This window comes from Ferrovum myxofaciens, from assembly GCF_000735045.1.
Taxonomy (GTDB): Bacteria; Pseudomonadota; Gammaproteobacteria; order Burkholderiales; family Ferrovaceae; genus Ferrovum; species Ferrovum myxofaciens.
Map to the genome: position 1 here is coordinate 37,895 of NZ_JPOQ01000031.1, position 25,499 is coordinate 63,393.

Genomic DNA, 25,499 nt, shown 5'->3' on the forward strand with positions numbered 1-25,499 from the left:
TGTTTCACGTGAAACACATGGGGCAATGGATATAAGGGATGGACAATAGGTGAAATATCCTCAAGAATTTGCAGTCGTTGTGGTGGGGGGGGGGCATGCAGGAACCGAAGCGGCCTTAGCCTCTGCTCGTTCTGGTATGACAACACTTTTGCTGACACACAATATTGAGACCTTGGGGCAGATGTCTTGTAATCCTTCTATTGGTGGGATTGGTAAGGGACATTTGGTAAAGGAAATTGATGCCTTAGGGGGCGTTATGGGGCTGGCTGCAGATGTTGCAGGCATTCAGTTTAGAATATTGAATGGGAGTAAAGGCCCTGCTGTTCGGGCGACCCGTGCTCAAATCGATCGGCAACTTTATCGTCAGCATATTCGTTCGTGCCTGGAAAACCAACCGAACCTGATTATTTTTCAGCAAGCCGTCACTGCACTCAAGATAGTCGGTAACCGTGTGGTGGGTGTTGAGACTCAATTAGGGGTATGGTTTTCTGCCCAATCAGTGGTCCTGACGACGGGGACATTTTTGGCAGGATTGATGCATATCGGGTTGAATAAAAGTCCTGGGGGGAGGGCTGGAGATGCTCCAGCTGTTCCTTTGGCAGAACAATTGAGAGAATTATCGCTGCCTGTTGGACGCCTGAAAACAGGAACACCCCCACGAATCGATGGAAGAAGCATCGACTATTCAAAAACATTGGTCCAACCTGGGGATAAACCAAAACCAAAGTTTTCTTTTTGGACGGCGGAAGAAAATTTCCCTCCTCAAGTATCTTGCTGGATTACCCACACCACCGAAATTACTCATGAAATTATTCGGCAGGGCCTAGACCGATCTCCACTTTACACAGGGGTGATCGAAGGTATTGGGCCGCGTTATTGTCCTTCCATTGAAGATAAGATACATCGCTTTGGAGATAAATCCTCACACCAAATCTATTTAGAGCCAGAGGGTTTGACGACCCATGAAGTATATCCTAATGGCATTTCTACCAGTTTACCTTTTGATGTTCAGTTAGCCTTGGTACACTCGATTCCTGGGCTTGAAAAAGCGCACTTAATGAGACCAGGTTATGCCATCGAGTATGATTATCTTGATCCTCGAGGCTTGCTTCCCACATTGGAATCTAAATCATTACAGGGATTGTTTCTTGCTGGTCAGATCAATGGGACCACGGGTTATGAAGAAGCCGCAGCACAAGGATTGCTTGCGGGTCTCAATGCCTCTCTTGCCGCTCGTGGCATGGACGGTTGGGCTCCACTTCGTCATGAAGCTTACCTGGGTGTGATGGTGGATGACTTGGTGACTCGGGGTGTTACTGAGCCTTACCGAATGTTTACCAGTCGAGCAGAATATCGCTTGCAATTACGGGAAGATAATGCTGATTTAAGGCTTTCTGAGCATGCCTATAAATTTGGGTTGATTTCTGAAAATCAATGGTCTGAGTTTTCAGAAAAAAAGAATATGATCGAGAAAGAAACTCAGCGTATCGGAAAAGTTCGATTTCATCCTGAAAACCATTCAATTAATGAACTGACCACTATATTTGGTCCTAACTATCCAGATAAGGAAGCGACCCACCTTGAATTGCTCAGACGACCGGAGGTCAGCTATGAACAACTTGATCTTCTTGATGTCCTCCCGGAGCCAAATTCGGAAAAAATAAAGGTCATTAGAAAACAAGTAGAAGTTCAGGTAAAATACAGCGGTTATATAGAGCGCCAAAAATTGGAAGTAGAACGGCAACGGACGCAAGAAGAAACCAGGTTATCTCAGGACTTGAATTATTTTCAAGTCTTGGGCTTATCACATGAGGTTCGAGAAAAATTGCAGCAACATTGTCCAACCACGATAGGACAAGCCAGTCGAATACCCGGAATTACCCCTGCAGCTATTTCCTTGCTTATGGTTCATGTAAAACGAACTCATCATGTTTGAATATGACCGCCTCACTACTGAAGAAGCACAGATCCTGCGCACTGGTCTGGAATCATTACATCTTTCAGCATCTGAACAAAGTCTTGAACAAGCTATACAATATTTGGATCTGTTGGAAAAATGGAATGGCGCTATAAATTTAACAGCCATTCGTCAAAGAAATCGAATGTTAACTCTCCATTTAATGGATAGTTGGACACTGGTCCCCTTTATAAAGGATTCGGAATTATTATTGGATGTGGGGTCTGGCGGGGGATTTCCTGGGATTCCTGTGGCACTGATCCGTCCTGATTTATCCATTACCTTGATGGAATCTAATCAAAAGAAAGTTGCCTTTTTGAAACAAGCTAAAATCGAATTAGGGCTGTTCAATCTCGAGGTCATAGGGGAACGAGTTGAACAAAGCAAGCCGGACAAATTATACAATGTCATTACCTGTCGTGCTTTCTCTGACCTTTCTGAATTTGTCCGTTCGACCCGCCATTTACTTGCAAAAGGGGGAGAATGGATTGCCATGAAAGGGGCCATTCCTTATGATGAAATCAATCGCCTACCCGCCGAAATATCTACCACTATTACTCCCATTCAAATACCGGGCCTTAAGGCTGAGCGTCATTTGATTCATCTGCGCCCTTCACTTTGATGGGAAAAATATTGGCAGTGACCAATCAGAAAGGAGGGGTGGGAAAAACCACAACTGTGGTCAATCTTGCAGCTAGTTTGACTGTCCTTGGTCAAAAAGTGCTTTTAGTGGATCTTGACCCTCAAGGAAATGCTACTACAGGCAGTGGCTTAGATAAGAATTTATTAAAAAATACAGTTTATCAAGTTTTAACCCAGGAGCAATCTATCGATTCAGCCATTCATCGTTCTCCTACTGCGGGCTATGATGTATTACCGGCTAATCGAGCGTTGGCAGGGGCAGAAATTGAACTGGTTGATGTGGAAAACCGGGAATTTCGTCTAAAAAATAGTTTGGCAAATGTCAGTTCGAATTATGATATTGTTTTGATTGATTGCCCTCCAGCACTAAATTTGCTGACACTCAATGGGTTGACGGCTACTTGGCGACTAATCATACCGATGCAATGTGAGTACTATGCTCTTGAGGGCCTGACAGATCTTCTTCAAACTATTCGAAGAGTCCGCTCGCACCTTAATCCGGGAATCGCCATTGAAGGGCTATTGCGCACTATGCTTGATCCACGAAGCGCTTTGGCTCAGCAGGTTTCTGCTCAGTTAGAAAGGCATTTTGCAGGAAAAATATATCGTACGGCCATACCACGGAATGTCCGATTGGCTGAGGCACCCAGTCATGGAAAGCCTGCAATTCACTATGATCCTGCTTCAAAGGGAGCAATTGCTTATTTGGAGTTGGCTAAAGAAATAATGGAACGTTTTGATGGCTCGGTTTCACGTGAAACAACTTCACTCAGATGAAAATAAAGAGGTAAAAATGAAAAAAATCAAAGGATTGGGGCGTGGGCTCGATGCTTTGCTGGGTGAAGACCGGGGAGAAAGGGATGAACAAAATAAAAATGATCGGTTGATCTTTATTGATATTGATCAATTACAACCAGGAAAATATCAACCCAGAACAAAGATGGATGCAACTTCCCTGGAGGAGTTGGCGCAGTCTATTAAAAACCAGGGGTTACTTCAGCCGATTCTTGTACGTGCCATGGCCACCGGAACCTACGAAATTATCGCAGGTGAGCGGCGCTGGCGGGCGTCTAGAATAGCGGGTTTGACCGAAATTCCGGTCATGATTCGAAATATTCCGGACGAAACCGCGCTGGCCGTAGGGTTGATTGAAAACATACAGCGAGAAAATCTCAATCCCTTGGAAGAAGCGCAGGGGCTTGAGCGATTGATTGACGAATTCGGAATGACACATGAAGGTGCAGCTCAGGCCGTGGGACGGTCCCGCAGTGCGGTAACTAACCTTCTTAGATTATTGCAGCTATCCGAAAATGTTCAATCTCTTCTGATGGAAGGGATGATTGAAATGGGGCATGCTCGGGCCATGATTTCTCTACCAGAATTACTTCAAAAAGAGATGGCTTTAGAAGTTGTGGACAAACAATTGTCTGTGCGACAGACAGAACAGCGCGTCAAGAAACTTCAAAATCCGATTTCAGTAAATAAGACGCCTGAAGTATTGGAACGGTCCCGTGACATTCTCAAATTGGAAGAAAGTCTGGCGGATCATTTTGGTACGCAGGTCTTGTTAAAATCCGGTTCAAAAGGACAAGGTAGCGTGACTATAAAATTTACTAACCTGGACCAATTGGATGGAATTCTCTTGCGTTTCGGTTTAGACAAGGAATAGCGACAAGCACAAAACGATGGATTCCAAGGAACTCGTTGTGCGCAGTAAATTTATCATCATAGCAATCGTTTCACTGATTTTTTCAGGTTGTTCAACCGTATCCGTTCACGATCCGTTGACTATGAAGCAGAAAGATATTGCTTTGGTCTATTATTGCATTGAGTCGACGGCACAAATGAGTATATTGGATAAAACATTTACCAAAGAGATAAATAAAAAAAAGTTTGAAGAAGATCAAAAAGTATCACTTGGAGTTATTAACGATTATTTGAATAAGAATATAGTCAAATCACCTTACCTGGATATCAAGAAGTTGTCATCCTGCCAGGATCTGAGAAAACTACCAAATAATCCAAATTCTTTATATTTATCCATTACCTTGAGTAGTTATGGAAACTTAAATGATCGGTGGAAAAAAATATTTTTTGGCTCCGTATTAATAGAAAGCATCGTACAAGGAGTTGTTGTCAGTTCTGCAACCAAAAACCCTTGGCTAGGCCTTGCTGTTACCGTGGAGGAAATGGGGCGTGAGTACCTCACCTGGAGTGGCCTTGCCGTTGCAATGGCGGGGTTTGGTCAGGAGTACCTGGCCTGGAATGGCATGAATTGGTATATGGGAAAAACATATGCTCCTGTGACTTTGGAGGGTGAGTTGGTAACGTTAACCGACCAGCAAACAATCTGGAAAGATAACTCATTCATCACAGATAATCCAGAGGAGTTAAAAAACATGAACAAGGACGAAAAAAACAACAAGGAAGTCCAGTTAAAAGCCAGTTTGCATCTGGCTGAAAAGGAGCTGATTTCATCTCTTAATACCTATTTAACCAAGGAAGTATTGAGAAACAAAATAACGGAAACCACTGGACAACACCCGTAACTTTATGATTTCACGAAATGACGGGGTTATTTGTCAAGTGCCCTAAAAGAAAAGTTGGTTTCAAGGAACCATACAGAAATCAGTAGAAAACACAGACATTGACAATAATCAAAGAGTCCCTTTATAATCCCGCTGTTTGCCGTGAACCGCATGATACATCCGAAAATTCGTAAGTTTATCCTCATACAACTCATGGTGTCTCTGGTTTTTGCATTGGGTTGCGGTATCAGTTGGGGGGAGGGAGCTGCAATTTCGGGTGGATTGGGGGGCAGTATTGGTGCGATCGCAAGTTTAGCCTATGCAATTCGTGCATCCCTTGTGAAAGGGAAAACGGCGGAGGAGTTGGTTCGCGCACAATATGCGGGGGAGCGTATTAAATTCATGACGACCGTAATACTGATGGTTGCAGTCGCCAAAAGTTATTCCTCCTTGCACTGGCTTGAGTTTTTATTGGGTTACATGGCCACACTGACCGTTTACTTTACGGCCTTGTTGTGGGAAAAATAATTTACAGAGTGTTCAGACCGTCATGACCGAAAGTGCTGCACCTTCCTCGAGTGAGTATATACATCACCATTTAACCAATCTGGTCATTGGCAAAGGATTTTGGTCCTTCGATATTGATACCCTGGTGACTTCTGCCGTGCTTGGGTTGATCGTATTTGGTTTTATGGCTTCAGTGGCCCGAAAGGCCACTTCGGGGGTTCCGGGGCGAACACAGGCTGCGGTGGAAATCCTTCTGGAAATGGTTCAAACCCAGGTCAGAGACACTTTTCATGGTGAAAGTGGAATCGTGGGACCGTTGGCATTAACCATCTTTGTTTGGGTTTTTTGTCTCAATGCCATGGATCTTTTGCCCGTGGATCTGGTTTCCCTGTTGATGAGTTCAGTGGGGGTAGGACATTGGAAAGCTGTACCAACCACGGATCCAAATCTGACATTTGCAATGTCCATTACCGTGTTTTTTTTGATTCTTTACTATAACTTCAAAATAAAGAAGTGCGGTGGATTCATGCGCGAGGTATTTACAGTGCCCTTCGGCGCTAAATTGGCCCCGTTCAATTTACTGTTTCGGCTCATTGAAGATTTGGCCAAGCCCGTATCCTTGGCTTTGCGGTTATTTGGAAATATGTATGCCGGTGAGATGGTCTTTATCCTGATCGCTCTTTTGCCGCCCTACCTTCAATGGGTACTGGGTGCTCCCTGGGCTATTTTTCATATTTTGATCATTACACTGCAAGCGTTTATTTTCATGATACTGACCATCATTTACCTTAGCATGGCCCATGAAAGTCATTAGTCATTAATTTAGTAGTACTTTTTTATTCACTGCAGTCATTTTAGTAGATTCATTCAAGGAGATAACATGGAACACCTCGCATCCCTGCTCGGCAGCACCGCTATCGCTGTATCCATTCTGATTGGCTGTGGTGCACTGGGAACCGCTATTGGCTTCGGTATTTTGGGCGGACGTTTTCTGGAAGGAGCCGCTCGTCAGCCGGAAATGATTCCGACCTTGCAGGTCAAGATGTTCATCGTGGCTGGCTTGTTGGATGCTGTGACCATGATCGGTGTGGGTATCGGCCTGTTCCTGCTTTTCGCCAACCCCTTTGTTCCGATGTTGAAAGGTTAATTCGGACAATTCAAAGGGAGTACAGGCATGAATATTAATGCCACATTGTTTGGTCAGGCCATCACATTTGCCATTCTGATCTGGTTCACGATGAAGTTCGTGTGGCCACCGGTGGTGGCTGCACTGGATGAGCGGTCCAAGAGAATCTCAGAGGGTCTGGAAGCCGCCGAGCGCGGAAGACAGGATTATGCCAAGGCGGAACTTCGTTCTCAAGATGCTTTGAATGAGGCAAAGGCCAGAGCCTCAGAAATCATTGCTCTGTCAGAGAAGCAAGCGCAGATCATCGTGCAACAGGCGCACGATGCGGCTGTGATTGAGGCAAATCGCGTCAAGGCGCAGGCGCAGGCAGAGGTGGAACAGGAAGTCATGCGTGCACGGGATTCTTTGCGTGACCGCGTGGCAGACCTCGCCGTGTCCGGAGCTGAGAAAATTCTGCGGCGCGAAATCAACGTGCAGGCCCACGCTGACTTGTTAACTGCCATTCAGGCAGAACTGTAAGGGAAGCGCCATGGCTGAAATTACCACCATCGCACGACCTTACGCAGAAGCCCTGTTCCGTCGCGCTCAGGAAACCGGGAAGGCCGCCCAATGGAGCGAGCATCTGGCCTGGTTGACTTCGCTGGTCGAGAATGAACAGTTTGCTGGCGTGATCAGTGATCCACGACTGACTCGAGAGCAATTGGTCCAATTCATTCTTGGTCTGAGCGGGACACCGCTGGATAGTGAAGCTCAAAATATGCTGATTATCCTGGCTGAAAATCATCGATTGGGCGCCTTGCCTGCCATTGCTCGGCAATATGAAGGATTGCGTCATGAGCATGAAGGGATACTGGATGCACAGATTACTTCTGCCTATCCGTTGAATGAAGGACAGGTACAGCAACTGATGATCCGCCTTGAGAAACGCCTTGGCAAAGAAGTCAGAGTTCATGTGGTCGTAGATTCTGCCCTTTTGGGAGGAATCTCTATCACCATAGGTGACCGCGTGATCGATGGTTCGGTGCGCGCCCGTTTGGAACAGATGGCGGTAGCCCTAAAACATTAAGTTAAGAAGGGTGCCGCAGGTGCGGCATTCCCATCAGGAGATCGAGAGCATGCAGTTGAATCCATCCGAAATCAGCGAATTGATCAAGGCGAAGATCCAGAATCTTCCCATCACTGCCGAAGCCCATACACAGGGCACGGTCGTATCTGTCACAGACGGAATCGTTCGGATCCATGGTCTGAATGATGTGATGCAGGGGGAGATGTTGGCCTTTCCGCAAAATACCTATGGTCTTGCCTTGAACCTTGAGCGAGATTCTGTGGGGGCGGTAATACTGGGAGAATATGCGCACATTAGCGAAGGGAATACCGTCACCTGTACGGGACGCATTCTGGAAGTTCCCGTCGGTCCTGAATTGATTGGCCGGGTGGTGGATGCTCTGGGTAAACCGATCGATGGAAAAGGGGCAATTGAAGCCAAAGCCACTTCCCCCATTGAAAAAATTGCACCAGGTGTCATCGAGCGTCAATCAGTGACGCAACCCGTCCAAACCGGATTAAAATCCATCGATTCCATGGTGCCCGTGGGCCGTGGGCAACGGGAATTGATCATTGGTGACCGCCAAACTGGAAAAACAGCTGTGGCCATCGACACCATCATCAATCAAAAAGGTCAGAACATGACCTGCATTTATGTGGCCATAGGGCAGAAAGCCTCGTCCGTGGTCAACGTAGTGCGTAAACTGGAAGAGCACGGTGCGATGGCATACACCATCGTGGTGGCTGCGACGGCTTCAGAGTCAGCGGCCATGCAATTCATAGCCCCCTATTCCGGATGTTCCATGGGTGAATATTTTCGCGATCGCGGCGAAGATGCGCTGATTATTTATGATGATCTGACCAAACAAGCTTGGGCCTATCGTCAAATCTCTCTGCTGTTGCGCCGGCCTCCAGGTCGTGAAGCTTATCCAGGGGATGTTTTTTATCTTCACTCTCGATTGCTGGAAAGAGCAGCACGGGTCAATCCGGACTATGTGGAACGGATGACCAAGGGCGAGGTTAAAGGCAAGACCGGATCATTGACTGCACTGCCGATCATTGAAACCCAGGCAGGAGACGTGACTGCCTTTGTACCCACCAACGTGATTTCCATCACCGATGGTCAGATCTTTCTGGAAACGGATTTGTTTAATGCCGGGATTCGTCCCGCTATCAATGCAGGTATTTCCGTGTCTCGGGTGGGGGGGGCAGCACAAACCAAGGTGATCAAAAAGTTGGGAGGCGGGATTCGTCTGGCATTGGCGCAGTATCGCGAACTTGCTGCATTCGCTCAGTTTGCATCCGACCTGGATGATACGACCCGCAAGCAACTCGAACGGGGGCGCATGGTAACGGAATTGATGAAACAGGCTCAATATGCAACCTTGTCGGTGGCTGAAATGGCCGTAACTTTGCATACCGTCAACAAAGGGCATTTTGATACGGTGGAAGTCAAACGCGCTCTGGCTTTTGAATCCAGTTTGATCGCTTTCCTGAAGAGCAAGTATCCCGCTATTATGGAAAAGATAGCGGCGACCAACGACCTTGATAAAGATAACGAGCAAGCCCTGGAAGCAGCGATCGAAGATTTCAAGAAAACCGGCGTGTATTGAGCGGGACAAGGAGTACTGAATCATGGCGGGATCAAAAGAAATCCGGATAAAGATCAAAAGCGTACAAAATACGCGCAAGATCACCAAGGCCATGGAAATGGTGGCTGCCAGTAAAATGCGCAAAGCACAGGAGCGCATGCGGGCAGCCCGTCCTTACGGTGAAAAAATTCGTAAGGTAGCTTCCCATCTGGCACAAGCCCATGCCGAATACAAACATCCCTTCCTGGTAACCCGGGAAAATATTAAAAACGTGGGCGTCGTACTGGTAACCTCCGACAAAGGGTTATGCGGGGGATTAAACTCCAATCTATTACGTCACATGGTTAATTCCATGAAACAGTGGGAACTGGATGGTGCAAAAATTCGTGCTGTTGCCTTGGGTAACAAGGGACTAGGTTTTCTGAATCGAATTTCCGTTCCGGTTGTTGCTCATGCCGTTCAGTTGGGTGACATGCCCCATCTGGAAAGATTGATTGGTCCCCTTAAAGTTCTGCTGGATCAGTATGTGGCGGGCGAAGTGGATGCGGTATATCTGGCCTACAACCGTTTCGTCAATACCATGAAACAACAGACCGTTGTGGAACGGATTTTGCCCCTGCCGCAGGAAAAGATTGGCGATGAAACACGTCAGGAAGCGGCGGCTTGGGATTATCTTTATGAACCCGATCCTCAGTCGGTGATCGATGAGTTGCTCATGCGTTATGTGGAAGCATTGGTCTATCAAGCCGTGGCCGAGAACATCGCCTCCGAGCAAAGTGCCCGGATGGTGGCCATGAAAGCGGCTTCTGATAATGCAGGCACGGTCATCAGTGAATTGCAATTGATTTATAACAAGTCCCGTCAGGCCGCCATTACCAAGGAACTGTCGGAAATCGTCGGTGGCGCGGCCGCCGTTTGACCCTATTAATTAATAGTACTCATCATTAGGACTCGCAAATGAACCAAGGAAAAATTGTCCAGTGTATCGGGGCGGTGATCGATGTTGAATTTCCCCGCGACCAAATGCCCGGCATCTATAATGCGCTTACCATGGAAGGAAGCGAGTTGACGCTGGAAGTCCAACAACAACTCGGTGATGGCGTAGTTCGGACGATTGCCTTGGGGTCTTCGGATGGCTTGCGTCGGGGCATGATGGTCAGCAATACGGGCAAACCGATTTCGGTTCCGGTTGGACCCAAAACTCTGGGTCGAATTATGGATGTATTGGGTCGTCCCATTGATGAAGCCGGTCCTGTGGAAGCTGAAACCACTGCTTCAATTCACCGGAAGGCTCCCAGTTATGAAGAATTGTCGCCAAGCCAAGAATTGCTGGAGACAGGAATCAAAGTGATTGATCTGATCTGTCCCTTTGCCAAAGGGGGTAAGGTCGGTTTGTTCGGTGGTGCCGGTGTGGGTAAAACCGTGAACATGATGGAGTTGATCAACAATATTGCTAAAGCACACGGCGGCTATTCAGTCTTCGCCGGCGTAGGGGAGCGGACCCGGGAAGGGAATGACTTTTACCATGAAATGAAGGATTCTAACGTTCTCGACAAGGTCGCACTGGTATATGGTCAGATGAATGAGCCACCAGGTAACCGCTTGCGCGTTGCATTGACAGGTTTGACCATGGCTGAATACTTCCGTGATGAAGGACGGGACGTATTGCTGTTCGTGGACAACATCTATCGCTTTACTCTGGCAGGAACGGAAGTGTCGGCCTTGTTGGGTCGGATGCCCTCAGCGGTGGGCTATCAACCCACCTTGGCGGAAGAAATGGGGCGCCTGCAGGAACGAATCACCTCGACCAAAACCGGTTCCATCACTTCGGTTCAGGCCGTGTATGTGCCTGCGGATGACTTGACGGATCCATCGCCAGCAACGACCTTTTTGCACCTGGATTCCACCGTGGTTTTGTCGCGGGATATTGCTTCCCTGGGGATCTATCCGGCTGTGGATCCGTTGGATTCCACATCTCGTCAATTGGACCCTCTGGTGGTGGGAGAAGAGCATTACAACGTTGCTCGCTCGGTACAATCAACCTTGCAACGATATAAGGAATTACGTGACATCATTGCCATTCTGGGCATGGATGAACTGTCCCCGGAAGACAAGTTGGTGGTGGCGCGGGCGCGCAAGATTCAGCGCTTTCTTTCACAACCCTTCCATGTGGCTGAAGTCTTCACCGGAGCACCGGGTAAATACGTATCTTTGGCAGAAACCATCAAGGGTTTCAAGGGCATCGTCAACGGCGATTACGACAATTTGCCCGAACAGGCCTTCTACATGGTGGGTGGAATCGACGAAGCCATTGAAAAAGCCAAATCGATGCAATAAGAGGGAGTCATTATGGCCAATGTCATCCATGTGGATGTCGTCAGCGCAGAAGCTGAATTATTCTCCGGGGATGCAGAATTTGTATCACTCCCTGGGGAAGACGGGGAGTTGGGAATCTTCCCGCGCCATACGCCATTGATTACGCGTATCAAACCCGGTACGGTCCGGGTCCGGGTGGCGGGTAGGAGTGAGGATGAAACTATTTTCGTAGCCGGTGGAATTTTGGAAGTACAACCGGATAGCGTGACTGTGTTGGCTGATACTGCCATTCGTGCCCATGATCTGGATGAAGCCAAGGCTTTCGAAGCGAAGCGTAATGCAGAAGAGGCCCTGCATAATAAGTCCAGCGATGTGGATTATGCCCGCGCCTCTGCCGAGTTAGCTACCGCCGTGGCTCAATTGGCCGCCATCCAACGCATACGCAAGGATCATCACTGAACGCCCGTAACGCTCCGCTTTACGTCGTTGTCCTGGCGGCTGGTCAGGGCAAGCGAATGAATTCTGCTTTACCCAAGGTTTTGCAACCCCTGGCGGCAAAACCATTACTGGCCCATGTACTTCAAGCTGCCCAAGTTCTCGACCCCGAGAAAGTCATTATTGTCTATGGACATGGGGGAGAAACCGTACGGGCCTGTTTTAAAGAGCGAGACTTGACCTGGGTCCATCAGGCAGAACAAAAAGGGACCGGTCATGCTCTTGCTCAGGTCTTGCCTCATCTGCCCGCACAGGGCATCGTTCTGGTGCTGTATGGGGATGTTCCCTTGCTTCAAACCCATACCCTCAAGCAACTGATTCAACCGGCACAGGATTCGCTGGTTCTTCTGACCCAAGAGATTCAAGAGCCCAAGGGTTATGGGCGAATTTTGAGGGATGAGCAAGGACGGGTGATGGGCATCCGCGAAGAGAAGGATGCTTCACCCCAGGAAAAACAGATTCACGAGGTCAATACCGGCATCATGGCCATGCCCATTGCGCATATTTCCCCATGGCTTGATCAATTGACTTGCACCAATGCTCAGGGTGAGTATTACCTGACGGATATTGTCGCCAGTGCCGTGGCAGACGGAGTTTCTGTTCATACAGTTCAGCCCACCCATGATTGGGAAGCTTTGGGTATCAATGACAAGCGTCAACTTGCTCAACTTGAGGGTATTTGGCAACGACATCAGGCTGAAGGTCTTCTCAGCAAGGGGGTGACTCTTGCTGATCCAGATCGTTTGACCTTGCGGGGTACAGTATCCTGTGGTCGGGACGTCATGATCGATGTAGGGGTCATTCTGGAAGGGGATGTCATTCTGGAGGAGGGTGTTACCATTGGACCCTATTGCGTTCTCAAGAATTGCAGAATCGGAACAGGGACGGTGGTGCATGCTTATACTCACGTTGAGGGTGCCCAGTTGGGCCCAGGTAACCAGGTGGGTCCCTATGCTCGTATTCGTCCTGGAACCATCACGCAACAGGCTGTTCATCTGGGCAACTTCGTGGAAGTCAAGAATTGCACCATTGACCAGGCAACCAAAGCCAATCATCTGACTTATCTGGGGGATAGCACCATCGGTGCCCGAGTCAATGTCGGTGCAGGAACGATCACTTGTAATTACGATGGGGTCAGAAAACACCGTACCCAGATTGGCGATGATGTATTTATTGGTTCGGACACCCAATTCGTGGCCCCTGTTACGGTGGAAGCAGGCGCTACCATTGGTGCCGGTTCCACGATCGTGAGGACGGCGCCTGCCGACCAATTGACGCTGTCCCGTAGCAGACAACTAACGATTCCTCACTGGAATCGTCCGCTCAAAAAGTAAACCGCCGAACGAGGCGTGCTCAGCGGTGTTTCTTGAGGGTAAGTTCCCGGGTAATCAATTCATTCAATACCGTAAACAGTGCTGCATTGCTGCCGGCCTGGGAAGGTGAAGTGGCGTACATGCCATCGACGATGAGGGTGGGCACACCGTCCACGCCATAACTCATGGCTTGCTGATCGCCCTGCTGAACCTTGGACTGAATGGCAAAGGAGCGGTAGAGCGCAGTGAATTGATTGCGATCGACTCCCTGTTTCTGGACCCAATCAAAGAGTTCGTCTTCAGAAAACAAGTTGATCTGTTGCTCGTGCAGGGCGGTAAACACCTTTTCCTGAAGGCGATTGGCCTCATGAAGGGCATCCAGAGCATAGTAGGCACGGGCCAGTACAGTCCACTGGGAATGTCCAAAGGTAACGGGAACGCGGCGAAAGATGACGCCAGCCGGGAGTTTGCGTGACCAGGGTTCGAGCAGAGGTGCTAGATGGGCACAGTGAGGACAGGCATAAGAGAAAAATTCCAATACCTCCACCGAGGAACCGGGCAAGGGTGCTTGGGAAACCACCTGGTAATCCTGTCCTGCGGTGGCGGCTTGAAGTTTGTCCGCCATGGAACCCGCCCATAGAAGGGCACCAGTGCTAGCCAAAAAACGACGACGGGAATGAGGCAAGAGCATGAGAAGAAACTCCTGAAAAAAGACTAATGGGGGATCAAGGAACTGTGACTGGTGGTGGTTTCTCGCAAAACCTGGGCTGGAACTCCATTATCCTTGAGGGATTTAATCAGGGTTCGAACCTCGTCCACAGAAGAAAATGGTCCAATTCTCACACGGTAGTAGAGAGGTTTCCCCTCGACTTGACCAGGTACGACCATGCTGTCTATGCCCAATAAAGCCAAGTTGGCCCGTTGGCTTTCTGCTTCGGAGGATTGAGCAAAAGCGCCAGTTTGAACGAAGTAGCGGACGGTCACGGGATGTTGCAAGTCATCGCTCAAAGGCGAGGGCAGGGAAGTGGCTGGTGGAGAAAGGCTGGGGGAGGTCTGGGGGGGTTCTCCCGCGTCCAGCGGAGCGGGAGGAGTGACTTCTGTGGCCAGAGTGGGTGCAGAAGCGGTGGGTGAGGATGAACCCGACGTAACAGTGGAACCGGCTTCATTCTCTCCGGTCACTGGAGAGGGAATCAGAATTCCTCGTTTGGTGAGATCGGATCCGGAAGGTTTCTCCGGTGTAGGGGCAGGGTGGGGAGGGGTATTACGGGAAGTGATGGGGGATGCAAGTTGGCTGATGTACAGTGCCACTCCTGCCGCCAGCAGTACACCCCCTGCAAGTCCTGCCATGCTCCCGATAAAAAAAGAACCGGCTGATTTTTTTTCAGGTTTCTGGTTAGGTTTCTCAGCCACAAGATACTCCAGATAGGGATTCCTGCCTGAGAAGATGATAGCAGAATCCATGGAATGAAAAGAAGGACTTCATTTTACATTCGATCTGGCGCAGAGACACCCAACAGGCTCAAACCATCCCGCACCACAATTCCAATGGCGCTCAGCAGGGCCATGCGCGCATGTATCTGAACGGGTTCCCCTTCCAAAAAAGGGACCTGATTATAGTAGGCATGGAATTCAGCAGAAAGATCACGCAAGTAAAATGCAACAAGATGGGGTGCAAAGTCGGCGGCGGCCTGTTCCAAAAGTGCGGGATAAGCGTACAAAATTTGCAAAATGCGTGTTTCTTCTTCATGAATCAATGGGTGCAACGCGCTGTTGACCAGTATGCCCGGATCTCCCCCCCAGCGTTCCAGAACCCTCTGGATACGGGCATGGGCATACTGAATGTAATACACCGGGTTGTCCTGTGACTGGGAAGTCGCCAGATCCAGATCAAAATCCAGATGCTGATCGGATTTGCGCAAAATGTAAAATAAACGGGCCGCATCCCGACCTACCTCGGTACGCAATTCTCGTAATGTGACGAATTGCCCCTTGCGGGTGGACATTTGAGCCTTTTCACCCTGACGAAACAGGCTGACGAATTGAACCAAGGGCACGGATAGGCGAGAGTCATCGTAACCCAAAGCCTTCAGGGCTGCCCGGACCCGGGGAATATAACCGTGATGGTCGGCGCCCCAGATATCCACGATGAGATCATAACCCCGTTCAAATTTACCGGCATGGTAGGCAATATCTGAAGCAAAATAAGTATAGAGTCCGTTTTCCCGTTGAACGACTCGATCTTTTTCGTCGCCAAAGGCTGATGAGCGAAACCAGCGGGCGCCCTTTTCGGTATAGAGGTGCCCGGCATTTTCCAAACGGGATACGACGAGGGCTACGGCACCCGAATCAAAGAGTGATTGCTCGGAGAACCATTCATCGAAGATGACCCCGAACTCTTCGAGATCCTCACGACAATCGTCCAATTGTTCGGTCAGCACGAAATGGTGCAGTGCCAAGTAAGTTGGCCCCAGAAGTTCCTTCGCAGCAGCAATCAGAGCGTCCATGTGGTGCTCTTCTTCTTCGGGCGCAATGACAATCAGGTCATCGGTATGCGGGAGCCTCAAGGTGGACAATAGAGATTCTTCGCTGACGACCAGGCCTGAAAATCGTTGTGCCGTTTCCCGTGCCATGGTCTCCACATAGTCACCCTGATATCCGTTATTGGGAAAGGGCAGGGATTTTAATTTACCGGATTGCTGGAGGGCGCGTAACCAGGTGGAGACCGTCAGGATATCCATTTGACGGCCGGCATCGTTGACGTAGTATTCCCGATGGACCTGGTAACCTGCCTTGCATAACAGATTGGCCACCGAGGCGCCATAGGCAGCCCCACGACCGTGACCAACGTGGAGTGGGCCGGTAGGATTGCTGGAGACGAATTCCACCTGTACGCGTCGTCCCGATCCCTTTTGAGAGGAGCCGAAAAGGGGGCCATGACGCAGAATCTCATGCACGACTTCCTGGCGCGCCTGTGCCGTCAAAAAAATATTGATGAAGCCGGGTCCCGCCAATTCAACGCGATCGATGAGAGAGGAGGAAGGCAGCGCCGCGATCAATTGAGCGGCAACTTCCCGAGGGGGCTGACGCAACCCCTTGGCAAGTTGGAGGGCGACGGGGGAAGCAAAATCTCCATGCGTGCTTTGACGGGGTCGCTCCAGAACCGGAGGGAGCGTGGGGGGGGAGGAAATTTTCTGAACCGCAGCGGTGAGCAGGGCGCAGAGGCGGGCTTCAAGGGATTCTTCGGAAGTTGTTAGAGGACTGGAAGACATGACTCAAATTTCAATCAATTCAAAATCTTCCTTGCGTGCCCCGCACTCTGGGCAGACCCAGTTCATGGGGACATCCGCCCAGCGTGTTCCAGGAACGATACCTTCCTCGGGGGCCCCCAATTCTTCGTCGTAAATATAGCCACAAATCAGGCACAGCCAGGTTTTATAACCTTGTTCAGAATCCATGAGTGTCTCGAATACGTTAGAATGTAACCGCGATGATCGTATAGAATAGGCGAAATCTATCGATCCCCTGCCATGATAAAACTTATCCACCCTTGAGAGCAACCATCTATGATGCCTGCCCCCCCTGCCGTATTGGTGTTTGCAGCCACGGATCCCAGTGGAGGTGCGGGATTACAAGCAGATCTGCTGACTCTTTCCAGTATGGGATGCCATCCATTGTCGGTGGTGACTGGAATTACCGTCCAGGATACGACGGGGGTCGAGGACATTCTGGCGATGGATGCGGAATGGGTGGTGGATCAGGCGCGTTGTATTCTGGAAGACGTTCCTGTGGCCGTATTTAAATTGGGTGTATTGGGCAGTGTGGAGATCATCGCCGCCATTGCTGAAATCGTCGCTGATTATCCTGAAGTGCCCCTGATACTGGATCCTGTGCTGACCAGCGGAAGGGGCGACGAACTGGCCAATGAGGAAATGCTTGAGGCGTTGCGCGATCTGATTTTGCCTCAGACCTCTCTGGTCACTCCGAATGTCCTGGAATTGATGCGTCTGGCCTATGATGAGGCTCCTGAAGAAGAACGTCCTGATTATGCTCGTGCGGCCATGGAAGTATTGGAAAGCGGTTGCGAATTCGTTCTGGTGACGGGAACTCACGCACCGGGTGTGCAGGTGGTCAATACGTTGTACGGACGTGAAGGAGTCATCCGTTCCGATCGCTGGGAACGGCTTCCGGGCAGTTACCATGGCTCGGGATGTACCCTGAGCAGCGCCATTGCCGCCAGTCTGGCGCAGGGGCTACCCATTCCGGAAGCGGTGGCAGAAGCCCAGGACTATACTTGGCAAACCTTGAAAGAAGGTTATCGTCTCGGCATGGGACAGATCATTCCTGATCGTCTTTTCTGGGCTCGGGAGGAACCGCGCAACGATGTCCATTGAACCCGGTGAAATTCGGGGACTTTACGGCATTACCCCAGAATTGAGTGACACCGCTGAGTTGCTCAGAAGAGTCCGACTGGCCTTTCTGGGAGGGATGTCGGTACTGCAGTACCGCGTCAAATCTCTCGCGATTTCCTTGCGCCGTCAACAATTATGTCAATTGCGCGCACTTTGTGATGAGTTTGGCGCGCCTTTGATCCTCAATGACGGAGGGCACCCGGAGTGGGAAGGGGGAGTGCATGTGGGGCTGGAGGATGCGCGTCCGGAAGAATGGCATCAATTGGCTCATGGAAGGCTATTGGGTGTTTCGTGCTATGCAGACCTGAAACGGGCGCAGGCGGCAGAAGAAGCGGGTGCTGCCTATATCGCCCTGGGCCGCTTCTTCCCTTCATCAACCAAGCCGGAAGCTGCGTTCGTCACGCTGGAGGTTCTTCGTGCCAGCCGTACCCACCTCCGTATTCCCATTGTTGCAATTGGTGGAATCACCCCTGATCGGGTCGCCGAACTGCGTGCGGCAGGCGCTGATGCCGTGGCTGTTTTGAGTGGATTGTTCGATGCGCCGGATATCACGAGCCGGGCGCGGGAATATGCCGCGAATTTTGAATGATCTGGAGGGGGCCGGGCGCGTATAATGGCGTTTGACCACTGACTTAAGATCTGGAATTTCCATGACAACCAATCAGAAGTTGTTTGAACGTGCCCAGCAATTCATTCCGGGGGGCGTCAATTCTCCGGTGCGAGCCTTCCGAAGCGTAGGAGGCACCCCGCGTTTTCTGACGCGCGGGAAAGGTCCTCGCGTGTGGGACGTGGAGGGCAAGGAATATATCGATTATGTGTGCTCCTGGGGGCCGCTTCTGCATGGGCATGCCCATCCTTCTGTCATCCAGGCGGTGCAGGCCAGTGTGGAGCGGGGTTTGAGTTTTGGGGCACCCACGGCTCTGGAAGTGGAGATGGCCGAAAAACTGACACAACTCCTTCCCTCCCTGGAAATGGTTCGTCTGACCAGTTCGGGCACCGAAGCCACCATGAGTGCCATTCGTCTGGCGCGCGGGTTTACCGGGCGTAACCTCATCGTCAAATTTGAGGGGTGTTACCACGGGCATGGGGATGCCTTGCTGGTCAAGGCGGGTTCCGGGGCGCTGACCTTTGGACAGCCCGATTCCGGGGGAATACCTGCCGAATTGGCCGCTCAAACCCTGGTCCTCGAATATAACCATATGGGACAGTTAGAAGAATTATTCTCCACCCGGGGCAATCAGATTGCCGCCGTCATCGTTGAACCCGTGGCGGGCAACATGAACATGGTATTACCTCGCCCTGGATTCCTTTCAAAATTGCGCGAATTGACCACGGCCCATGGCAGCGTTTTGATTTTTGATGAGGTGATGACGGGATTCCGGGTGGCCTTGGGTGGGGCCCAGTCTCTTTACGGTATTCGCCCTGATTTGACTACTCTGGGCAAGGTGATCGGTGGAGGGATGCCCCTGGCTGCCTTTGGGGGACGGCGTGACATCATGGAATATCTGGCTCCCCTCGGACCGGTGTATCAGGCCGGTACTTTATCCGGCAATCCGGTGGCCGTGACTGCGGGCTTGGTGAATCTTCATCTGGCCTGCGCAGATGGACTGTATGAACGTTTGGGCGAAATGACCCGAACGCTGACGGAGGGCATTGTGGAAGTGGGGCGCGATGCAGGATATCCCATGTCCACCTGTTCCCTGGGGGGTATGTTTGGGCTGTATTTCCGAGAAAAGTTGCCCAATACGCTGACCGAGGTGATGGAATCGGACCGGTTTGCTTTTAATGCGTTTTTTCAGGGGATGCTTGATGAAGGGATCTACTTTGCGCCTTCGGCTTTCGAGGCGGGTTTTGTCTCCACCGTCCATACCAGTTTGGAACTGGATCAAACGCTCAGCGCGGCAGAACGGGTATTCAAACAACTGAGATGAATATTCCTGTGGAAAAAACCAACTGGGAAGCATTTTTTCAACGTGCACAATTTCACATTACGGTGGATGCCTATGCTGGTTTACCCCCGGACCAGGGTATCGAGGTCGCCTTTGCTGGCCGTTCCAATGCGGGTAAATCCAGTGCCATCAATGTGCTCACCCAGCGCAACCGCTTGGCTTATTCCAGCAAGACACCCGGCCGCACCCAGCACATCAATTATTTCAGTGTGGGCGAAGAGGGTTACCTGGTGGATTTACCTGGCTATGGCTATGCCGAAGTTCCCAAAGCAGTCAAACTGCATTGGCAACGGTTGCTGGCGGACTATCTGGCCTCTCGTGAAGCGCTGAAGGGTCTGGTCCTTCTCATGGACATTCGTCATCCACTGACAGTGCTCGATGAACAGTTGCTGGAATGGTTCCTGCCACGCCAGAAACCGGTTATCGTTTTGTTGACAAAATCCGACAAGTTGGGGCGCAGCGCGCGGGCACAGACTGTACGTTCGGTGCGTCAGACCCTGACGGACCGAGGTGCGACGTTGACGGTCATTCCTTTTTCCAGTTTGGATCGTGAGGGTCTGGAACCCGCCCGACAAGCCGTGGGCGAACTCTTCCGGAACGAAACGGGTCGAGAAATCAGCGCTGTGCCTTGAGCCATTCGCCGGCACGCAGGGCAAAGTAGGTTAAAATACCATCAGCACCAGCGCGCTTGAAAGACAGTAAGCTTTCCCATACGCACTTTTCATCCAACCATCCGGCCTGGATAGCTCCCTGCAACATGGCATACTCCCCACTCACCTGATAGACGAAGGTGGGTGCCTTGAATTGATCCTTGATGCGCCGAAGGATATCCAGATAAGGCAGACCTGGTTTGATCATGATCATATCGGCCCCTTCAGCCAAGTCGAGTCCTGCTTCCCAGAGGGCTTCATCACTGTTGGCGGGATCCATCTGATACGTCTCCTTGCTGCCTGTGCCCAAGGATTGCCCCGAACCGACGGCATCCCTGAAGGGACCGTAAAAGGAGGAGGCATATTTGGCAGAATAGGCCAGGATGCGGGTATGGATTTTTCCCGCCTGATCCAGTTCACGACGCACGACACCGATGCGTCCATCCATCATGTCGGAAGGAGCCACCACATCCGCTCCGGCCTGAGCTTCCACCACGGCTTGACGCGCCAGTGCTGCCAGGGTTTCATCATTGAGCACGTAGCCGGACTCGTCGATCAGTCCGTCCTGGCCGTGGGATGTGTAGGGGTCGAGGGCAACATCGGTGATCAGTCCCAGTTCAGGAAAGCGCCGTTTGAGGGCCTGTACGGTGCGTGGGAGGAGTCCGTCGGGGTTCCAGGCTTCTGCCGCATCGAGAGATTTGCGTGCCTGGGGAATGACCGGAAACAGGGCCAGCGCAGGAATTCCCAACTCAAGACACCGTTCGGCGGTATGCAATAACGGTTCAATGGCCTGACGGGCGATGCCCGGCAAGGAAGAGATGGGGGTTACCTCGTGGGTTCCTTCCTGCACGAAAACCGGGTATATCAAGTCAGACGCGTGGAGTTGATGTTCCTGAACCAGGCGACGGGAAAAATCATCCCGTCGATTTCGGCGCATCCGTCGTGCAGGAAAAGAACTCAGCGTCTCCATGATCGTCGTTCCTCAGTTATTTTGTGCGGCAGTGGCATAGGTGTAATCATCGATGTGGTCTGATGCAGTACTGGGTTGTCCGGTCTTGGGATCAATGGCAACGACCTCGATACCAGGGGGCATGATGGCTTCACTTTCCGGAACGGTTTTCAACGCGGTTCCCATGTAATCCATCCAAATCGGTAAGGCCGCTTGAGCACCGGTTTCCTGTGGTCCCAAAGAGGCTGGTTTGTCGAAGCCGACCCAGGCCACGGCCACTAAACTGGGTTGAAAGCCACAGAACCAGGCATCGACGTGATCGTTGGTGGTACCGGTTTTTCCAGCCAGATCCTGGCGACCCAGACTTAGCGCCCGGGTGGCCGTACCCATGCGAATGACATCCTTCATCATGCTGGTCATGATGAAGGCATTGCGAGGATCGATGACCTGCTCAGCACCTTCACCGGCCAGAATAGGCTGGGTACGGCTGAGAGGTTTTCCGCTACTGTCCAAAATTTGATCGATGAAATAGGGTTTGACCCGAAATCCCCCATTGGCAAAGACCGCATAGGCCGTAGCCATTTGTAGGGGGGTAGCCTCGCCTGCACCCAAGGCCATGCTGAGATAAGCGGGTTGACGATTGCTTTCAAAACCGAAGCGCTTGATATATTCCTGGGCATAACCAGGACTAATGGCTTTCAGGACGCGAATGGCAACCATGTTTTTTGACTCGGCCAGTCCGATACGCAGTCGAATCGGACCCAAATATTCGTTCTCATAGTTATGGGGTTCCCAGGCTTCGCCACCATTTTGGTTGGGGTCATGGATGACAATGGGGCTGTCGTCCACCAGAGTGAACGGGGTGAATCCTTTTTCCAGGGCCGCCGAGTAGATAAAAGGTTTGAAACTGGAGCCGGGTTGGCGATAGGCCTGGATGACATGATTATATTTGGTGCGATTGAAGTCAAATCCTCCCACCAAGGCACGAATGGCTCCATTGTGGGTATCGAGAGAAACCAGAGCAGCCTCTGCCTTGGGATACTGAACGATGACCCAGCCGGATTTGTCGTTCCGCAGGACGCGAATCAGAGAACCCCGCTTGATTCGTCGATCGGCACTTGTTTTTGGACTCAAACTGGCGTGTACAAACGCCAAGGCACCGTCTTTGAGGATCACGGGCCCTACATTCTTTATGTAAGCACTCACTTCCTTTTCAGAGGCTGACTCAACCACGGCCGGGTATAGTTCGTTGGCGATTTCCAGGTCTCCCAGCGACTCTTCAAAATCGGCAATGGTGGCACCGCTGCTGGGCAAATCCAGCGTGGCTTCAGGGCCGCGATAGCCATGTCGCTGATCATAGGCCAGGACACCCTCGCGTACGGCGCGGAAAGCGGCATCCTGATCAGGTTTGAGGAGAGTGGTGATGACACTGTAGCCGGAGGAATAAACTCCGTCCCCATAGGTTTGAACCATGTACTGACGGACCATTTCAGCGACATAGTCAGCACGGGTCAGGGCATTGGCATGATAGGCTGAGGCGTGTCCCGGTTTATGCAATGCCAGGGTAAAGTCGGCATCATTGAGGTACTTCAGGTCGTGCATGCGGCGCAACACATACTGTTGGCGCAGTGCCGCCCGTTGTGGGTTGATAATGGGATTGTAGCGCGAGGGGGCTTTGGGTAGCCCGGCCAGCATGGCCATTTCCGCAACGGTGAGTTGAGACAGGGGTTTGCCGTAATACACCACGGCGGCAGCGCCAAAGCCATAGGCACGTTGTCCGAGATAGATCTGGTTGATGTACAACTCGAGGATCTGGTCCTTGGTCAGGTTGCTTTCAATCTTGTAAGACAACAGGACTTCGGATAATTTGCGGGTCAACGTGCGTTCATTGGTCAGGAAGAAATTACGGGCCACCTGCATGGTGATGGTACTGGCACCTTCCTTGGCCGAGTGGGAAAACACATCTGCCAGCATGGCACGCAGAACTCCCTGGAAATCCACGGCACCATGCTGGTAAAAACGGTCATCTTCAGCAGCCAGTATGGCGTGACGCATGTTGAGAGGAACTTCCGTCAATTTGAGCATGGCGCGCCGCTCTTCCCCAAATTCGCCGATCAATTGATGGTCCGTGGTATAGACCCGGAGTGGTAACTTTGGGCGATAGTCGGTGACAGCATCCAGACTGGGAAGTTTTGGATACAGTAGGGCCAGAGTCATGACCACGATGCCCACTGCCACGGTGCCGAGAGCGACCAGAAAAATCAAGGGGTAGAGAAGAAATTTGGGCAATATGGCACCACTGGTGGAAGTTGGAAGAGATTATACTTGGTCTCAGGGGAAGCGTCTTTCAGGGTGCGATGAAGCGCCCTTGTCCGGGGGTCAGGACGGCTTCCAGCAGATCCTGGCGGGTCACGGAAGTCAGACAGGCTTGGCCCAGCGACTTGAGGAGTACAAAACGCAGAGACCCTGCCTCTGCCTTTTTGTCTCCGGCCATGAGGTCCAGATACCGTTGAACCCCCAGGTTAGGTGCTAGGGTCGGTAGGCCGGTTCGCTCAAAGAGGGTCGTCATGCGTTGCAGGTCCTTGGAGTGGAGCCAGCCCAGACGTTCGGACAGGTCAGCGGCCAACAGAGAGCCCACCGCCACGGCTTCACCATGCAACCAGTTTCCATAGCCCAATCCTGTTTCAATGGCATGTCCGAAGGTGTGACCCAGATTGAGCAAGGCACGCAGCCCGGTTTGTTCCAGAGGGTCTGCAGCCACGAGGGTGGACTTGTTGCGGCAGGACGTCAGAATGGCCTGAGCCAAGATCTCGGGGTCACGTTGCAGCAAGGCATCCAGATGAATTTCCAGCCATTCCAGAAAGGGGAGATCACGGATCAGCGCATATTTGATGACCTCTGCCAGACCCGCCAGAAATTCTCTCTGAGGCAGGGTATCAAGGGTTGTGGTATCGGCCAGTACCAAACGGGGTTGGTGAAATGCGCCGATCATGTTCTTACCCAGGGGGTGGTTGATACCGGTTTTCCCGCCCACGGAAGAATCCACCTGGGACAGTAGGGTCGTGGGGACTTGAATCAGAGAGACGCCACGCAGGTAGGTGGCTGCCGCATAACCTGCCAGATCACCGACCACTCCCCCGCCCAGTGCAATGACCGTGGTTTTTCTATCCGCCCGGTGTTCCAGCAGTACATCGTGAATATGGTTGAAACTGTCGCGTGTTTTGTAGGACTCTCCATCGGGGAGCAGGATGGGTATGACCCGTTGTCCCTCAGCGGTGAGCATGTGCGCGAGGAGATCCAGATACAGAGGTGCCACGGTGGTATTGGTCACGATGGCAGAGGTATTGCCAGCCAGATGAGGCGTGATGAGGTCGCTACGGCATAGTAATCCGGGTCCTACCTGGATCGGGTAAGAGGGAGAGACTTCAACAAGAAGGGTGTGCAAGGACATGGGCGTCTAGTTCCAGTTCCAATTGACAGATGAGCCTTTGTGGGCTTTGTTGGGCGGTATCCACAATCAGGTGGGCCGTTTCCCGATAGAGGGGGTCGCGGATTTCAAATAACTCTTGCAGGCGGGTTTTGGGGTCTTCCGTTTTCAGGAGGGGGCGATGGCGATCGTGGCGAGTACGATGCCAGAGTTGATCCACGCTGCCACGCAGATAAACCACGACTCCCTGTTGGCGCAGACGTTGGCGTGTCAGGGGACTTAAAATGGCCCCACCACCGGTGGCCAGCACGATTCCCCGGCGTTGGACCAACTCGCCTAGAATGGCCTCTTCGCGGGCGCGGAAGCCCGATTCTCCCTCGAGTTCGAAAATGGTGCTGATGCGCACTCCTGTATGGGCTTCGATTTCCTGGTCGGAATCCACGAACTCCAGGTGGCGATGACGGGCCAACAAGCGACCGATGGTGGTCTTGCCGGCGCCCATCAAACCCACCAGAAAGATGTTGCACGATTTATCCATCCCGCCATTGTAGCCCAGCTTGGAGTTTGAAAGGCGTGTGCCATAAAGTTAACGGTT

General features: G+C 51.3%; 27 protein-coding genes. 19 read left to right on the forward strand and 8 right to left on the reverse strand.

The features are described from left to right. Window positions 1-49 precede the first annotated feature (49 nt). The 15 genes from mnmG to glmU all read left to right on the forward strand — a co-directional run bounded on the left by mnmG (window position 50) and on the right by glmU (window position 13,541). On the forward strand, window positions 50-1,936 hold the full coding sequence (gene mnmG / locus IV91_RS0105750) for a tRNA uridine-5-carboxymethylaminomethyl(34) synthesis enzyme MnmG (protein WP_031596753.1): 1,887 nt from the start codon (window positions 50-52) through the stop codon (window positions 1,934-1,936). Then, the gene (rsmG, locus tag IV91_RS0105755; protein WP_051862163.1) at window positions 1,929-2,579 is read left to right on the forward strand and encodes a 16S rRNA (guanine(527)-N(7))-methyltransferase RsmG; all 651 of its coding nucleotides are present in this window, start codon (window positions 1,929-1,931) and stop codon (window positions 2,577-2,579) included. The genes mnmG and rsmG overlap by 8 nt, the downstream gene beginning before the upstream one ends. After that, window positions 2,579-3,376, forward strand: a complete 798-nt coding sequence (locus IV91_RS17135) for a ParA family protein (RefSeq protein ID WP_062187694.1) — start codon at window positions 2,579-2,581, stop codon at window positions 3,374-3,376. Before rsmG ends, IV91_RS17135 begins: the two co-directional genes overlap by 1 nt. Before the next feature lie 16 nt (window positions 3,377-3,392). Next, window positions 3,393-4,268 (forward strand): ParB/RepB/Spo0J family partition protein, encoded by an 876-nt coding sequence (locus IV91_RS0105765; RefSeq protein ID WP_031596757.1) that lies wholly within the window; start codon window positions 3,393-3,395, stop codon window positions 4,266-4,268. Window positions 4,269-4,284: 16 nt separating this feature from the next. After that, complete coding sequence (locus tag IV91_RS0105770) at window positions 4,285-5,148, forward strand: hypothetical protein (protein WP_031596758.1); 864 nt, start codon at window positions 4,285-4,287, stop codon at window positions 5,146-5,148. Window positions 5,149-5,298: 150 nt separating this feature from the next. Then, complete coding sequence (locus IV91_RS0105775) at window positions 5,299-5,655, forward strand: ATP synthase subunit I (protein WP_031596759.1); 357 nt, start codon at window positions 5,299-5,301, stop codon at window positions 5,653-5,655. Window positions 5,656-5,677: 22 nt separating this feature from the next. Beyond that, window positions 5,678-6,448 carry a F0F1 ATP synthase subunit A gene (atpB, locus tag IV91_RS0105780; protein ID WP_031596760.1) on the forward strand — a complete coding sequence of 257 codons (771 nt, stop codon included), beginning with the start codon at window positions 5,678-5,680 and terminating at the stop codon, window positions 6,446-6,448. A 66-nt stretch (window positions 6,449-6,514) separates the two neighbouring features. Then, on the forward strand, window positions 6,515-6,781 hold the full coding sequence (atpE, locus tag IV91_RS0105785; RefSeq protein ID WP_031596762.1) for a F0F1 ATP synthase subunit C: 267 nt from the start codon (window positions 6,515-6,517) through the stop codon (window positions 6,779-6,781). Window positions 6,782-6,808: 27 nt separating this feature from the next. Then, window positions 6,809-7,279: a F0F1 ATP synthase subunit B gene (locus tag IV91_RS0105790; protein ID WP_031596764.1), complete on the forward strand. Its 471-nt coding sequence runs from the start codon at window positions 6,809-6,811 to the stop codon at window positions 7,277-7,279. A gap of 10 nt (window positions 7,280-7,289) precedes the next feature. Next, complete coding sequence (locus tag IV91_RS0105795) at window positions 7,290-7,826, forward strand: F0F1 ATP synthase subunit delta (RefSeq protein ID WP_031596766.1); 537 nt, start codon at window positions 7,290-7,292, stop codon at window positions 7,824-7,826. A 49-nt stretch (window positions 7,827-7,875) separates the two neighbouring features. Next, window positions 7,876-9,417, forward strand: coding sequence for a F0F1 ATP synthase subunit alpha (gene atpA / locus IV91_RS0105800; RefSeq protein WP_031596767.1), 1,542 nt, complete (start codon window positions 7,876-7,878; stop codon window positions 9,415-9,417). Window positions 9,418-9,439: 22 nt separating this feature from the next. After that, window positions 9,440-10,315, forward strand: coding sequence for a F0F1 ATP synthase subunit gamma (atpG, locus tag IV91_RS0105805; protein ID WP_031596769.1), 876 nt, complete (start codon window positions 9,440-9,442; stop codon window positions 10,313-10,315). Window positions 10,316-10,353: 38 nt separating this feature from the next. Then, window positions 10,354-11,733: a F0F1 ATP synthase subunit beta gene (atpD, locus tag IV91_RS0105810; RefSeq protein ID WP_031596771.1), complete on the forward strand. Its 1,380-nt coding sequence runs from the start codon at window positions 10,354-10,356 to the stop codon at window positions 11,731-11,733. Window positions 11,734-11,745: 12 nt separating this feature from the next. Continuing rightward, window positions 11,746-12,171 carry a F0F1 ATP synthase subunit epsilon gene (locus IV91_RS0105815; RefSeq protein WP_031596772.1) on the forward strand — a complete coding sequence of 142 codons (426 nt, stop codon included), beginning with the start codon at window positions 11,746-11,748 and terminating at the stop codon, window positions 12,169-12,171. Continuing rightward, window positions 12,168-13,541, forward strand: coding sequence for a bifunctional UDP-N-acetylglucosamine diphosphorylase/glucosamine-1-phosphate N-acetyltransferase GlmU (glmU, locus tag IV91_RS0105820; RefSeq protein WP_031596773.1), 1,374 nt, complete (start codon window positions 12,168-12,170; stop codon window positions 13,539-13,541). Before IV91_RS0105815 ends, glmU begins: the two co-directional genes overlap by 4 nt. 19 nt (window positions 13,542-13,560) lie before the next feature. On the opposite strand, the gene IV91_RS0105825 is transcribed toward glmU, so the two are convergent. The 4 genes from IV91_RS0105825 to IV91_RS0105840 form a co-directional block, all read right to left on the reverse strand. Beyond that, window positions 13,561-14,211 carry a thiol:disulfide interchange protein DsbA/DsbL gene (locus IV91_RS0105825; protein WP_035417250.1) on the reverse strand — a complete coding sequence of 217 codons (651 nt, stop codon included), beginning with the start codon at window positions 14,209-14,211 and terminating at the stop codon, window positions 13,561-13,563. A 23-nt stretch (window positions 14,212-14,234) separates the two neighbouring features. Further along, window positions 14,235-14,930 carry an SPOR domain-containing protein gene (locus tag IV91_RS0105830; protein ID WP_160171529.1) on the reverse strand — a complete coding sequence of 232 codons (696 nt, stop codon included), beginning with the start codon at window positions 14,928-14,930 and terminating at the stop codon, window positions 14,235-14,237. Between the two features lie 74 nt (window positions 14,931-15,004). Next, window positions 15,005-16,789, reverse strand: coding sequence for an arginine--tRNA ligase (gene argS, locus IV91_RS0105835; protein ID WP_031596778.1), 1,785 nt, complete (start codon window positions 16,787-16,789; stop codon window positions 15,005-15,007). Window positions 16,790-16,792: 3 nt separating this feature from the next. Then, window positions 16,793-16,975 carry a rubredoxin gene (locus tag IV91_RS0105840; protein WP_031596780.1) on the reverse strand — a complete coding sequence of 61 codons (183 nt, stop codon included), beginning with the start codon at window positions 16,973-16,975 and terminating at the stop codon, window positions 16,793-16,795. A 108-nt stretch (window positions 16,976-17,083) separates the two neighbouring features. Here IV91_RS0105840 and thiD point away from each other — a divergent pair, with 108 nt between their 5' ends. From thiD to yihA, 4 genes are all read left to right on the forward strand, one after another. Continuing rightward, a complete protein-coding gene (gene thiD / locus IV91_RS0105845; protein ID WP_031596781.1) occupies window positions 17,084-17,911 on the forward strand; it encodes a bifunctional hydroxymethylpyrimidine kinase/phosphomethylpyrimidine kinase in 828 nt (275 codons plus the stop codon). Next, window positions 17,901-18,518, forward strand: a complete 618-nt coding sequence (locus IV91_RS0105850; RefSeq protein ID WP_031596782.1) for a thiamine phosphate synthase — start codon at window positions 17,901-17,903, stop codon at window positions 18,516-18,518. The genes thiD and IV91_RS0105850 overlap by 11 nt, the downstream gene beginning before the upstream one ends. A 61-nt stretch (window positions 18,519-18,579) precedes the next feature. After that, on the forward strand, window positions 18,580-19,860 hold the full coding sequence (gene hemL / locus IV91_RS0105855) for a glutamate-1-semialdehyde 2,1-aminomutase (RefSeq protein WP_031596783.1): 1,281 nt from the start codon (window positions 18,580-18,582) through the stop codon (window positions 19,858-19,860). Continuing rightward, a complete protein-coding gene (yihA, locus tag IV91_RS0105860) occupies window positions 19,857-20,510 on the forward strand; it encodes a ribosome biogenesis GTP-binding protein YihA/YsxC (RefSeq protein WP_051862165.1) in 654 nt (217 codons plus the stop codon). The genes hemL and yihA overlap by 4 nt, the downstream gene beginning before the upstream one ends. Here yihA and hemB read toward each other — a convergent pair. From hemB to IV91_RS0105880, 4 genes are read right to left on the reverse strand one after another with little or no spacing between them, the layout of a single operon-like run. Next, window positions 20,494-21,498 carry a porphobilinogen synthase gene (hemB, locus tag IV91_RS0105865; RefSeq protein ID WP_031596786.1) on the reverse strand — a complete coding sequence of 335 codons (1,005 nt, stop codon included), beginning with the start codon at window positions 21,496-21,498 and terminating at the stop codon, window positions 20,494-20,496. The genes yihA and hemB overlap by 17 nt on opposite strands. 12 nt (window positions 21,499-21,510) lie before the next feature. Continuing rightward, complete coding sequence (locus tag IV91_RS0105870; protein WP_051862167.1) at window positions 21,511-23,766, reverse strand: penicillin-binding protein 1A; 2,256 nt, start codon at window positions 23,764-23,766, stop codon at window positions 21,511-21,513. 58 nt (window positions 23,767-23,824) lie between these two features. After that, a complete protein-coding gene (gene aroB, locus IV91_RS0105875) occupies window positions 23,825-24,922 on the reverse strand; it encodes a 3-dehydroquinate synthase (protein WP_031596788.1) in 1,098 nt (365 codons plus the stop codon). Next, complete coding sequence (locus IV91_RS0105880; RefSeq protein ID WP_031596789.1) at window positions 24,903-25,442, reverse strand: shikimate kinase; 540 nt, start codon at window positions 25,440-25,442, stop codon at window positions 24,903-24,905. The genes aroB and IV91_RS0105880 overlap by 20 nt, the downstream gene beginning before the upstream one ends. Window positions 25,443-25,499 lie beyond the last annotated feature (57 nt).

Coding starts and splice junctions, on each gene's coding strand:
- rsmG (WP_051862163.1), top strand. CDS start 1,929: ATGTTTGAATATGACCGCCTCACTACTGAAGAAGCACAGATCCTGCGC.
- IV91_RS17135 (WP_062187694.1), top strand. CDS start 2,579: ATGGGAAAAATATTGGCAGTGACCAATCAGAAAGGAGGGGTGGGAAAA.
- IV91_RS0105765 (WP_031596757.1), top strand. CDS start 3,393: ATGAAAAAAATCAAAGGATTGGGGCGTGGGCTCGATGCTTTGCTGGGT.
- IV91_RS0105770 (WP_031596758.1), top strand. CDS start 4,285: ATGGATTCCAAGGAACTCGTTGTGCGCAGTAAATTTATCATCATAGCA.
- IV91_RS0105775 (WP_031596759.1), top strand. CDS start 5,299: ATGATACATCCGAAAATTCGTAAGTTTATCCTCATACAACTCATGGTG.
- atpB (WP_031596760.1), top strand. CDS start 5,678: ATGACCGAAAGTGCTGCACCTTCCTCGAGTGAGTATATACATCACCAT.
- atpE (WP_031596762.1), top strand. CDS start 6,515: ATGGAACACCTCGCATCCCTGCTCGGCAGCACCGCTATCGCTGTATCC.
- IV91_RS0105790 (WP_031596764.1), top strand. CDS start 6,809: ATGAATATTAATGCCACATTGTTTGGTCAGGCCATCACATTTGCCATT.
- IV91_RS0105795 (WP_031596766.1), top strand. CDS start 7,290: ATGGCTGAAATTACCACCATCGCACGACCTTACGCAGAAGCCCTGTTC.
- atpA (WP_031596767.1), top strand. CDS start 7,876: ATGCAGTTGAATCCATCCGAAATCAGCGAATTGATCAAGGCGAAGATC.
- atpG (WP_031596769.1), top strand. CDS start 9,440: ATGGCGGGATCAAAAGAAATCCGGATAAAGATCAAAAGCGTACAAAAT.
- atpD (WP_031596771.1), top strand. CDS start 10,354: ATGAACCAAGGAAAAATTGTCCAGTGTATCGGGGCGGTGATCGATGTT.
- IV91_RS0105815 (WP_031596772.1), top strand. CDS start 11,746: ATGGCCAATGTCATCCATGTGGATGTCGTCAGCGCAGAAGCTGAATTA.
- IV91_RS0105825 (WP_035417250.1), bottom strand. CDS start 14,211: ATGCTCTTGCCTCATTCCCGTCGTCGTTTTTTGGCTAGCACTGGTGCC.
- argS (WP_031596778.1), bottom strand. CDS start 16,789: ATGTCTTCCAGTCCTCTAACAACTTCCGAAGAATCCCTTGAAGCCCGC.
- IV91_RS0105840 (WP_031596780.1), bottom strand. CDS start 16,975: ATGGATTCTGAACAAGGTTATAAAACCTGGCTGTGCCTGATTTGTGGC.
- thiD (WP_031596781.1), top strand. CDS start 17,084: ATGATGCCTGCCCCCCCTGCCGTATTGGTGTTTGCAGCCACGGATCCC.
- IV91_RS0105850 (WP_031596782.1), top strand. CDS start 17,901: ATGTCCATTGAACCCGGTGAAATTCGGGGACTTTACGGCATTACCCCA.
- hemL (WP_031596783.1), top strand. CDS start 18,580: ATGACAACCAATCAGAAGTTGTTTGAACGTGCCCAGCAATTCATTCCG.
- yihA (WP_051862165.1), top strand. CDS start 19,857: ATGAATATTCCTGTGGAAAAAACCAACTGGGAAGCATTTTTTCAACGT.
- hemB (WP_031596786.1), bottom strand. CDS start 21,498: ATGGAGACGCTGAGTTCTTTTCCTGCACGACGGATGCGCCGAAATCGA.
- IV91_RS0105880 (WP_031596789.1), bottom strand. CDS start 25,442: ATGGATAAATCGTGCAACATCTTTCTGGTGGGTTTGATGGGCGCCGGC.